This is a genomic window from Sporolactobacillus shoreicorticis (assembly GCF_024125445.1).
Lineage (GTDB): Bacteria > Bacillota > Bacilli > Bacillales > Sporolactobacillaceae > Sporolactobacillus > Sporolactobacillus shoreicorticis.
On sequence record NZ_JAMXWM010000030.1, the window covers coordinates 23,372 to 34,259 of the forward strand.

Sequence of the window (10,888 nt, forward strand, 5' to 3'; positions counted from 1 at the left end):
CGATGCTTTTTGATACACATACCCATATTAATGACGAGGCATTTGATACAGATTTTTCTGAGGTACTCAGCCGTGCTGAAGAAACGGACGTCAGGCGGATGGTTGTAGTCGGCGTTGATCGTGTGAGCATCGCACGCGTCTTTCCGATCATTGATCAGCATAAATATATTTATGGCGCGATCGGTTGGAATCCTGAAGATGCGATTGATATGACTGAAGACGATTTTCAACTGATCAAACGCGAACTGTCTCATCCCGGAATAGTTGCGCTTGGCGAAATCGGGTTGGACTATCACTGGGATAAATCGCCGAAGCCGGTGCAGCATGAGGTATTTCGCAGGCAGATCCGCTTGGCGAAAGAGGCAGATCTTCCTCTGGTTATTCACAATCGCGAAGCAACCGAGGACACATGGCGTATTCTTAAAGAAGAGCATGCGGAATCAATCGGCGGCGTCATGCATTGCTACAGTGACAATTGGAAATGGGCACAGAAATTCATTGATTTGAATTTTTATATTAGCTTTGGCGGTCCGATCACTTTTAAAAACGCACAGCTTCAGCGTGACACGGCTGCCCAAGTGCCGCTTGACCGTTTGCTGGTTGAAACGGATTGTCCGTTTCTCAGTCCGCATCCGTTCCGAGGCAAACGTAATGAACCGGCGCGTGTGCGTCTAGTTGCCGAAAAAATCGCAGAACTTAAAGGACTGTCTCTTGAAGAGGCAGCAAGGGTAACAACGGAAAATGCACGGCGTTGTTTCCGAATTCATGAAAATGGCTGAGCAGGGAGAAATCTTATGATTGTTAAAGAAATAATTGTCGTTGAAGGCAGGAGCGATACGGAAGCGATTCATCGTGCGCTCGATGCTGATACGATTGAAACCAACGGATCACGTGTCAGTAAGCGGACCCTCCGTGCCATACAAAATGCACAGGCCCGCCGTGGCGTGATAATATTTACCGATCCCGATTACCCCGGCGAACGAATTCGAAAGATCGTCAGCCGCGCCGTCCCCGGGTGCAAGCATGCGTTTATCACGCGTGCCGAAGGGCAGGGGGGCGTCAATGAAAGCCTTGGAATTGAGCATGCCTCACCACGCACCATTCTGCGGTCGCTCGAAAAGGTCTACACGCAATTTGAGGAACCGGAGGAGAGGATCAGCGTGCAGACGTTAAGAAATCTGGGACTGCTTGGCAGCAAAACGTCACGGTCACTTCGGGAACAGCTTTGCGATTTGCTTAATATCGGCTACGCCAATGGGAAACAATTATATAAACGACTGCGTATGTTTCAAATTGCTGAAAGCGATCTGAGGCAGGCGCTTGATGTTATCCGATCGAAGGAGTGAACGTCATGAACAAAAGAGTATCGTCACCGAAGACCATGCAGGATGTCATTCGCAGACACCAATTCACGTTAAAAAAGAGTCTTGGACAGAACTTCCTTATTGACGAAAACATCCTGAATAACATCGCTTCGGCAGCCGATATTGAGGAAGAAAGCTATGTCCTAGAGATCGGACCCGGAGCGGGTGCACTGACTCAAGTGCTCGCAAGTCGGGCAAAGAAAGTGCTCGCTGTGGAAATCGATCACAGACTGGAAGTGGTGTTGAAGGATACACTGCATCATTTTGAAAATGTGTCCGTTCGTTTTGGTGACGTGCTGAAATTGGATCTTCATCAACTAATTAGTGAGGAATTTCCTCCTGATGTTGCGGTGACGGTGGTTGCTAACCTGCCGTATTACGTGACCACTCCGATTTTGATGAAATTGCTGACCGACGTTCTTCCAATCAATACAATTGTTGTGATGATTCAAAAGGAAGTCGCGAGCCGGCTGCAAGCTGTACCAGGCGAGAAAAGTTACGGATCACTGTCCATCGCCGTTCAGTATATTGCCGAGGCGAAGATTGTGATGACGGTTCCGAAGACGGTATTTGTCCCGCAGCCGAATGTGGATTCTGCTGTGATCCGTCTCGATGTGCGTCCTGAAAAAAAAGTGCAAGTTGCCGACGAAGCGTTCTTTTTCAAACTTGTTCGCGCAAGTTTTGCCCAGCGGCGGAAGACCTTAATGAACAACCTCATCAACAATTTGTATGACAAGGACCAAAAGGAATACTTGCTAACGGTGTTGGAAAAAGTAGGGATTGATCCCAGCCGTCGTGGCGAGACGTTGTCCATCGAAGAATTCGCTCGATTGAGCGACGCACTTGGTAGTAAGTAAAAACAATCATTTATTAGAAAAGATGGCTTCGCCAAGTCCTTGCATAAGGAATGCGAGGCGCTGTCACAATGGTTATGGATGGCCAAATGTCCGATGAGTCTCAAATGGGTCATGTTTCTTATTGTATAAAATGGGCGCTCTCTTTCACGAGGAATGCCCATTTTTCATGCCCTAAAAAGCTAAATCCGGCTGCCTGAAAAAGGAACGATGTGTCTACTCAATGATTGTGTTGTTTCCCATGAATATTCATTTCGGTACGATCATAGATTGGAAAGGATGACTCTGATTTTTTGTACAAAAGGAAAGTATGAAGAATAGGGGATTAGCGGATGCCTAGTATAAGAAAAGCTAAGGCTTGGTCTTGCCAAGTTTTTCTTTACGGATCAGGATGTGCTGGCTGGAAAGAGGGAATGGAACATGACGGTTCAAGTAGGAGATCTCGTGGCGCGAACTTCATACCATTGCGATCTTCCGTTTCGTGTGGTGGCCATTCATGAAGAGACAAAAAGCGCCGAGCTCAACGGCCATGACTTGCGTTTGTATGCAGACGCGCCGCTTGATGATTTGGTTCTGGTGACTAAAGATGAACGGGAAGAGTATGAAAAAGCGACGAGTTCGAAGGAAGCGGAATCCTACAAACTTTTCAGACAGGACTATAAGCAAATGAAATTAAAAAGAGGCTACACGGCAACAAATGGCTATCGGGAAGGTGCTTCGTATTTTGAAATGCCCGGACGTGTGCTTCACATCGACGGAGATCCATATTATTTAAAAAAATGCCTTACTTTTTATGAAAAACTGCATGTACCTGTAATCGGAAAATATATGCAGGAATCAGAAATGCCTGATCTTGCTCCAAAGCTGGTGGCACAGATCCGCCCGGATATTCTTGTGCTGACCGGGCATGATGCATTTATGAAAAATAAAGGAATGCCGGATGAGATTAAGGCTTATCGCAATTCGGGGTATTTTATCCGAACGGTCAAAGAGGTCCGCTATCACTGGCCCAGCCTGGATCAAATGATTATTTTTTCCGGGGCCTGCCAATCTAATTTTGAATATTTGATTCGAGCCGGATCGAATTTTGCCAGTTCGCCGGATCGCGTAAATATTCATGCGCTTGACCCGGTCTATCTTGCCGCAAGGATCAGTTTTACCTCCTTTATGGATAGCGTCAATGTGTGGGAAGTGCTTAGAAACACGCTGACCGGCGCAGGCGGCTTAGGCGGGGTGGAGAGTCGAGGGATGCTTCGCACGGGTCTGCCTTATCCTTCAGAATAAATGGAATGCATTCGGAGATTCAGTCGAATTTTAAGAGAAAATAACGCCTGTTCTTTGTGAGAAATTTATTGACAGTCACAATGGTTTCTTGATATAATTCATACTATTTGATTTTTTGACGTCCATTGTGGTATACTTATAATTAAGCGAGGTGGATTGTCGAGATGGGAAAAACCATTGATGATATCAGAGGCGCTCTAGACGAACGCGTTGGCGAACGTTTGACATTGAAGGCAAACGGCGGCAGACGCAAAACGATTCAACGCATTGGTGTTTTGGAAGGTACCTATCCGTCGGTTTTTATCGTGAGACTGGATAAAGATTCGAACGCGTATGACCGCGTATCGTACAGCTACACGGACGTGTTGACGGACTCGGTGGAACTCACCTTTTTGGAGGAAATGGCGAGCGGCCAGTAATGAATTGCTCGTTCGATTTCCATAATGACAGACCATTTATAGTTATAGCGGATACGCGCACCCTTTTTGTTTGAAATTTACAGACAAAACTGGAGATGCGCGTTTATGCTTTTCATAAGCCTTTCGTCAAAATTCATTTTAGCACGTTTGGCGAATAGAAGAAAGTAAATTAGTGCAACCTAATTTTTGCTCGACCAATGGAAAGGAGTTGTGCCGATCATGTCCAGACGCAGAGGCATTATGTCTGAATCATTTAAAGAGGAACTTGCCAAAGAGCTGGGGTTTTATGATACGGTCAAAAATGAAGGATGGGGCGGCATCAAGGCCCGCGATGCGGGCAATATGGTACGTCTCGCGATTCAAAAAGCTGAAGCGTCACTTGAAGACGTTGATAAACAGCACCATGATTGAGCACGAAAGAAGGGGGTTCTGTCCGAAACGGATGGGACCCCCTTTTTCTTCGTGCTCGTTTCCTTTACACTATAAAGGGTAAAAAATGAGCAGCTTGTAGTCGGGATCGGGAAAGAAACCTGCGTTTCGTGCCAGTCCGGACACAAGGTCATCCATGACCGTTGCAGATAAGGGTTATTCGGTGGGGATTGATGAAATGGAATTGTATACGAATGCAGCTTGTTAATTGGAAGTGGGGGAATCGTTTGAAAATACTTGAGAAGGCGCCGGCGAAAATTAATCTTTCCCTTGATGTACTTGGGAATCGAAACGATGGTTATCATGAGGTCAAAATGGTCATGACCTCAATTGATTTGGCCGATCGGGTGGAATGCGGCGATCTGCATGAGAATCGAATTACAGTCCGTACATCAGCACCCTATGTGCCTGAGGATGAACGGAATTTTGCCTATCAGGCTGCCAAATATATTAAAGAATGTTATGATATTCACCGCGGTGTAGAGATAATGATTAAAAAAAATATACCGGTTGCTGCAGGACTCGCTGGCGGAAGCACGGATGCTGCGGCAACGATCCGTGCCCTGGATAAACTGTGGCATATTGGTATGTCCTATAAAGAAATGCAGCAAATCTCGGCAAAAATCGGATCAGATGTTGCTTTCTGCATTAAGGGAGGAACAGCGCTCGCTACTGGAAGAGGTGAACGCATTATGCCTTTGATGTCCTTGCCTCCTTGCTGGGTTGTTCTTGTAAAGCCGAATGTATCCGTATCAACAGCACAGATCTATAAAGATTTGGACAGTCAGCCGATCATTCACCCAGATGTTGATGCAATGATTCGAGCGATCGAAAAGGAAGATTTTCAGACAATCTGCGGGCTGCTCGGTAATTCTCTGGAACCTGTAACCATGAGAAGAGTCGCGGATATTGCAAAAATAAAAGATCATATGAAAGCGATTGGTGCGGAAGGTATATTAATGAGCGGAAGTGGACCGACCGTGTTTGCGCTCACGCAGCATGAATCACGAATGCTGCGCTTAATGAATGGAATGAGAGGTTATTGTTCGCAGGTATTTGCTGTGAGACTCTGCAAACCGTTTACCCTCTTGTCTGAATACGAATAATGGTGTAGAATTGCTTTAAAATATTCGGATTTGGAGGATTATCATGAAACTTAAGCGAAGCAGCAGACTTGTCGATATGACAGAATATTTGCTGCGGCATCCTCATCAGGTGATTTCGCTTTCCTATTTTTCGGAACGGTATGAATCTGCCAAATCATCAATAAGCGAAGATCTGACAATTATCAAGGAGAACTTTGAATCTCAAGAGATCGGACGGCTGCAGACGCAGGCGGGGGCTACGGGCGGAGTATGTTATATGCCATCCATGGGCTGCGAGGAAGCCGAACAATTGCTTGAACGATTGCAGGAACAGATGACGCGGAAGGAGCGGATTCTGCCCGGTGGTTATCTCTATATGACCGATATTCTCGGCAAGCCGGATTATGTCAATGCGATCGGACGGCTGATCGCTTCTGTTTTTATTAACGAAAAGTTGGACGCAATCATGACGATGGAAACAAAAGGCATTCCACTTGCATACGCAGTAGCTACGCAGCGCAGCGTACCTGTTGTTGTCGTCCGACGAAGCAGTAAAGTAACCGAGGGATCAACGGTAAGCATTAATTATATTTCCGGGTCCTCAAAAAGGATACAGACAATGGTTTTGCCGAGGAGAAGTCTGAAAGAACATGCACGTGTTTTAATTGTCGATGATTTCATGAAGGCCGGAGGAACGATGAAAGGCATGATCAATTTAGTGGAGGAGTTCGGTGCAAGAGTTGCCGGCATGGCTGTTCTTGTCGAAAAAAAAGAGGAACGTCCCAAATTGGTTGATCATTATGTATCGTTGCTTAAACTGTCGATACTTGAGCAACAGGATACGTTGACAATTGAAAACGGTAACGTGTACGAATGGCTGTCAGAAAGTGCTTCCCTTGCGGTAAAGGAACAGCCGATTTCCACAAAAACTGCTGCTGTCAAGCAGTATATGAGCAAATAATAAAAATATTTTTGTTTCTTTTTGCCACTTGCAGGATTTCCCACTTTTTATGTTGAAACAAGTATTTAGTATTACGAGTTACGCATTAGGGAAAAGGGTGGTGTCTTATCAATGGAAATAACAGATGTCAGGTTGCGACTTGTGCATACTGACGGGCGCATGAGGGCGATCGCCTCAATAACTCTTGATCAAGAGTTCGTTGTTCACGATATTCGTGTGATTGATGGAAACAACGGTACATTCGTCGCGATGCCCAGCAAACGGACACCCGACGGGGAGTTTAGGGATATTGCCCACCCCATCACATCAGGGACGAGAGAGAAAATACAGTCTGCAATACTTAGTGAATATGAACATGCATGTGAGGGAGATCCTTCATTCGAACAGGCAGGCGCTTCTTAATTGACTTGTTAAAAGGCTCATGTTGTTCGTTGCTTTGTGAAACAGCAGTGAATTTTGCTTTCAATCGAAGTTCAAGAAAAGACACAATGTAAAAATGCGGCTTTGCAAAAACAGAATCAAGGTTTTGGTGCCTTTCACAGGTCAAAGATTTAATCGCCAAAGGTCTTTTTTACCATCATCGTTAAGATGATATGCATTTAAATCTGTGAAATGATGCGAAAAGCGCAGCGAATGTACGCAAATTACTTGTTCATTAATAGGATCGATTTGAAGGGAAGAGCGATTAGAAAAAAAGAACCAGTTGGTTCTTTTTTTTATCGGAATATTCAAGGCACATGTTCTGGCGAAGTGGTGTAAATTTCGCCTTCGTTATCTTGAAAAAGGGTTGTTTTTAAGCTATAGTCTAAAATGGACGCTAAGGATCAGCGAAAGCTATGGGGGTTCGTCATGTCAAATCGATTTGCGATCATTCTTGCTGCCGGAAAAGGTACAAGAATGCGATCGAAACTATATAAAGTGCTGCATCAGGTTTGCGGCAAACCGATGATCCGACATGTCATTGATGAGGCTGAGAAGGCCGATTTTGCGAAAATTTATGTAATCGTCGGACATGGGGCGAATGAAGTGAAAGCGGCGGTCGGTAATGAAGCTGAATGTTTGTTGCAGAAAGAGCAGCTTGGGACGGGACATGCTGTACTTCAAGCGTTGGATCCTTTAGCTGAACGGGCAGGGACAACGGTTGTCCTTTGCGGAGACACTCCGCTGATCACCCATCAGACAATTGAGAAGCTAATTCGGATTCAAGAAGAGAATCAGGCAGCGGCGGCTGTGCTGACCGCTGAATTGGAAGATCCGACGGGTTATGGTCGCGTGATTCGCGATTCATCTGGAAATGTTGCGAAAATTGTCGAACACAAAGATGCGAATCCTGAAGAAAAAAGGGTAAAAGAAATTAATACGGGTATTTACAGTTTTGATAACCGTAAATTATTTGCTCTTTTAAAGCAAGTGACAAACAATAACGCTCAGGGTGAATATTATCTGCCTGATGTTATCGGTTTGCTTGTCCGCAACTCTGAGAAAGTCATTGCACATGCAACAGAACAGTTTGAGGAAACAGTCGGTGTTAATGACCGCATTCAATTAGCGGTTGCAGAGAACTATATGCGCATACGCATCAATCGAGCAATGATGCAGGACGGTGTGACGCTGATTGATCCGGATACAACCTATCTGTCGGCGGAATGCAAAATCGGTATGGATACGGTCATTTATCCGGGAACAGTTATTGCCGGAAAGACACGAATCGGAAGCGGCTGCACGATCGGCGCTTATTCGCAAATCCGCGATTGCGTAATTGGCGACGGGGCACAGATTGATCAGTCGGTGCTCGAGAACAGTACGATTGGAAGGAACGTGCAGATTGGACCTTTTGCGCATATTCGTCCGCTGTCCAAGATCCATGATCAGACAAAAGTGGGCAGTTTTGTCGACGTAAAGAACACGGACATTGGAGAACGGAGCGGGCCAAGTATGTAAAAACAGGCGAGGCATCGCAAGATTCGGTGAAACAAAATCATCGTCATTAAAGCACAGGTTAAACCATTAACTGGAGGGAACCATTCGATGGTCAGCTATTTAGATCCAAATTTGAAAGTATTCAGCCTCAATTCCAATCCTGATCTTGCAAAGCAGATTGCAGAGCATATCGGTATTAAACTCGGAAAATGTATTGTGTCTTCATTCAGTGACGGCGAGATCCAAATCAGTATTGAAGAAAGCATTCGAGGCAGTGAAGTTTATGTCATTCAATCAACGAGTGATCCGGTAAATCAGCACATAATGGAATTGCTGATCTTGATTGATGCGCTGAAACGTGCCTCTGCAAAAACAATCAATCTGGTTATCCCTTATTACGGCTATGCAAGACAGGATCGAAAAGCCCGCGCTCGCGAACCGATCACAGCGAAGCTTGTCGCTAATCTTTTGGAGACGGCCGGTGCCACGCGTGTGTTGACACTCGATTTGCATGCACCGCAAATCCAAGGATTCTTTGATATTCCTGTCGACCAGCTTCTCGGTGTACCGACTTTGTCGGAATATTTCATGAGCAAGCAGCTTGAGGATATTGTTATTGTCTCTCCGGATCATGGCGGCGTGACACGTGCACGCAAAATGGCTGATCGATTGAAAGCACCGATTGCAATCATTGATAAGCGCCGCCCGCGTCCGAATGTTGCGGAAGTGATGAACATCATCGGAGATATTCAGGACAAGACATGTATTATTGTCGATGATATTATTGATACGGCGGGTACGATTACGCTCGCGGCTAACGCTTTGGTTGAGCGCGGCGCTAAAAAGGTGTATGCTTGCTGTACACACCCTGTTTTGTCGGGTCCCGCAATCGAACGTATTCAAGCGTCTGCAATCAGCGAACTCGTTGTAACCAACACGATTCCGTTGCCTGAAGAGAAGAAAATTGACAAAATTGTGCAGTTGTCTGTCGCACCGCTGATCGGTGAAGCCATTATTCGTATTCACGAAAAATTGTCGGTCAGTCGGCTGTTTAATTAACGATTGATCGGAATTTAGTACCTTACAGGGTTAGATTATACGTGATTCGTCAAAAATTTAATAAGGATTTATTTGAAAGGGAGTGCAATGACGCATGGCAACATTAAGTGCGGCTGTTCGCAGCGAATTTAAGAAATCGTATGCAAAGAAACTGAGAAAAGAAGGAAAGATTCCTTCTGTTGTTTATGGAAAGACAGTAGGCAACGAATCTGTTGCAGTTGATGCCGGAGCAGTAAGCAAGCTCTTCCGCAGCGAAGGAAGAAATGCAATTATTAATTTGGACATTGAAGGAAAGAAAAAATATACGGTGATGGCTCATGAATTGCAATTCGATCCGTTGAAAGGCAACGTTCGCCATATTGATTTTCTTGAAATCAATATAAATGAGGAAATTGATGCTGTTGTACCCGTAGTGCTTAAGGGTGCAGAAGCTGTTGAAACCGGCGGTGTTGTCTTGAACAACCAGCTGTCGGAACTGACGGTACGCGCACTTCCTAATGATCTGCCGAGCGCGATCGAAATCGATGTGTCAGAACTGGCCGTCGGTGATGCAATCCGTGTGAGCGACCTTGCAGATTCGAAAAAATATACCGTTCTTGGCGAACCTGAAGACGTTGTTGTGACGCTGTCCTATGGTGCTCAAGAAGCAGAAGCACCAGAATCAGCTTCTGAAACGGCGAATGCGCCTGAAGCTGTTGATGAAGATGCAGCTGAATAAAAGGCTCGTTTAAATGAATGTATAGGCGTAACCAATGCGTTACGCCTTTTTTCATACAGATTAGAAAGTAAAAAGATTTACAGGGATTTAGTGTAAATGGTTCGGCAAGGAGCTTCGCTTGAACACTTATCTCGGATCGAAAGTGAGGAAGCACTGTGAAAATCATTGTCGGACTGGGCAATCCCGGTTCTGAATATGCCCATACGCGGCATAACATAGGTTTTGAAGTGATTGACCTGATTGCTCAGCAGCATGGGATCCGCTTAAATAAAAACAAGTTTCATGCTTTGTTTGGAAAAGGATCGATCGATGGGGAAGAACTTTTATTAGTGAAGCCGCTTACCTATATGAATGCTTCAGGTGAAGCGGTGGGACCGTTGCTTCATTTTTTTAAACTGCCGGTCGATGATTTACTGGTTATTCACGACGATATGGATCTCCCGGTAGGTAAGATTCGCGTGAGACAAAAGGGAAGTGCAGGCGGCCATAATGGGATTAAGTCAATTATTCAGCATGTGAACTCGCAGGAATTTGCTCGAATAAAAGTAGGTGTCGGGCATCCCCAGCACTCACGTGAGGCAGTGATACGTTATGTGCTTCAAGGGTTTTCAGGAGATGAACAGATACAGATCTCATCGGCGATTGAACGAGCTGCATTGGCAGCGGAGGCTTGGCTCACGTTGCCTTTTTCACAGGTCATGAATACGTATAATGCGAATAAGTAGAAAACCATGCGGGTATAATCATAAAAGTTTATTTCGGATGATTGGGGTTCTGAAGAATCACTGCAGAGCT

General features: G+C 45.3%; 13 protein-coding genes. All 13 read left to right on the forward strand.

Going from position 1 to position 10,888, the window contains the following annotated elements; all coding sequences use genetic code 11:
• The first annotated feature begins 2 nt into the window (after positions 1-2).
• Entirely contained in the window at positions 3-779 is a 777-nt protein-coding gene (locus tag NIE88_RS18400) for a TatD family hydrolase (protein WP_253064432.1), read from the forward strand.
• Positions 780-794: 15 nt separating this feature from the next.
• Positions 795-1,346, forward strand: coding sequence for a ribonuclease M5 (gene rnmV, locus NIE88_RS18405; RefSeq protein WP_253064434.1), 552 nt, complete (start codon positions 795-797; stop codon positions 1,344-1,346).
• 5 nt (positions 1,347-1,351) lie between these two features.
• The gene (gene rsmA, locus NIE88_RS18410; protein ID WP_253064436.1) at positions 1,352-2,221 is read left to right on the forward strand and encodes a 16S rRNA (adenine(1518)-N(6)/adenine(1519)-N(6))-dimethyltransferase RsmA; all 870 of its coding nucleotides are present in this window, start codon (positions 1,352-1,354) and stop codon (positions 2,219-2,221) included.
• Positions 2,222-2,638: 417 nt separating this feature from the next.
• Complete coding sequence (yabG, locus tag NIE88_RS18415) at positions 2,639-3,502, forward strand: sporulation peptidase YabG (RefSeq protein ID WP_253064438.1); 864 nt, start codon at positions 2,639-2,641, stop codon at positions 3,500-3,502.
• 164 nt (positions 3,503-3,666) lie between these two features.
• Positions 3,667-3,921, forward strand: a complete 255-nt coding sequence (locus NIE88_RS18420) for a Veg family protein (RefSeq protein WP_253064440.1) — start codon at positions 3,667-3,669, stop codon at positions 3,919-3,921.
• 219 nt (positions 3,922-4,140) lie between these two features.
• The gene (locus tag NIE88_RS18425; RefSeq protein ID WP_253064441.1) at positions 4,141-4,332 is read left to right on the forward strand and encodes a small, acid-soluble spore protein, alpha/beta type; all 192 of its coding nucleotides are present in this window, start codon (positions 4,141-4,143) and stop codon (positions 4,330-4,332) included.
• Between the two features lie 245 nt (positions 4,333-4,577).
• The gene (gene ispE, locus NIE88_RS18430; protein WP_253064504.1) at positions 4,578-5,456 is read left to right on the forward strand and encodes a 4-(cytidine 5'-diphospho)-2-C-methyl-D-erythritol kinase; all 879 of its coding nucleotides are present in this window, start codon (positions 4,578-4,580) and stop codon (positions 5,454-5,456) included.
• A 43-nt stretch (positions 5,457-5,499) separates the two neighbouring features.
• Positions 5,500-6,396, forward strand: coding sequence for a pur operon repressor (purR, locus tag NIE88_RS18435; protein WP_253064443.1), 897 nt, complete (start codon positions 5,500-5,502; stop codon positions 6,394-6,396).
• A 111-nt stretch (positions 6,397-6,507) separates the two neighbouring features.
• A complete protein-coding gene (spoVG, locus tag NIE88_RS18440; protein WP_253064450.1) occupies positions 6,508-6,798 on the forward strand; it encodes a septation regulator SpoVG in 291 nt (96 codons plus the stop codon).
• A 447-nt stretch (positions 6,799-7,245) separates the two neighbouring features.
• Positions 7,246-8,337: a bifunctional UDP-N-acetylglucosamine diphosphorylase/glucosamine-1-phosphate N-acetyltransferase GlmU gene (gene glmU, locus NIE88_RS18445; protein ID WP_253064451.1), complete on the forward strand. Its 1,092-nt coding sequence runs from the start codon at positions 7,246-7,248 to the stop codon at positions 8,335-8,337.
• A gap of 87 nt (positions 8,338-8,424) precedes the next feature.
• Entirely contained in the window at positions 8,425-9,375 is a 951-nt protein-coding gene (locus NIE88_RS18450; protein WP_253064452.1) for a ribose-phosphate diphosphokinase, read from the forward strand.
• A gap of 94 nt (positions 9,376-9,469) precedes the next feature.
• Complete coding sequence (locus NIE88_RS18455) at positions 9,470-10,093, forward strand: 50S ribosomal protein L25/general stress protein Ctc (protein ID WP_253064453.1); 624 nt, start codon at positions 9,470-9,472, stop codon at positions 10,091-10,093.
• 155 nt (positions 10,094-10,248) lie between these two features.
• Complete coding sequence (gene pth, locus NIE88_RS18460) at positions 10,249-10,818, forward strand: aminoacyl-tRNA hydrolase (protein WP_253064454.1); 570 nt, start codon at positions 10,249-10,251, stop codon at positions 10,816-10,818.
• The last annotated feature ends 70 nt before the right edge of the window (positions 10,819-10,888 follow it).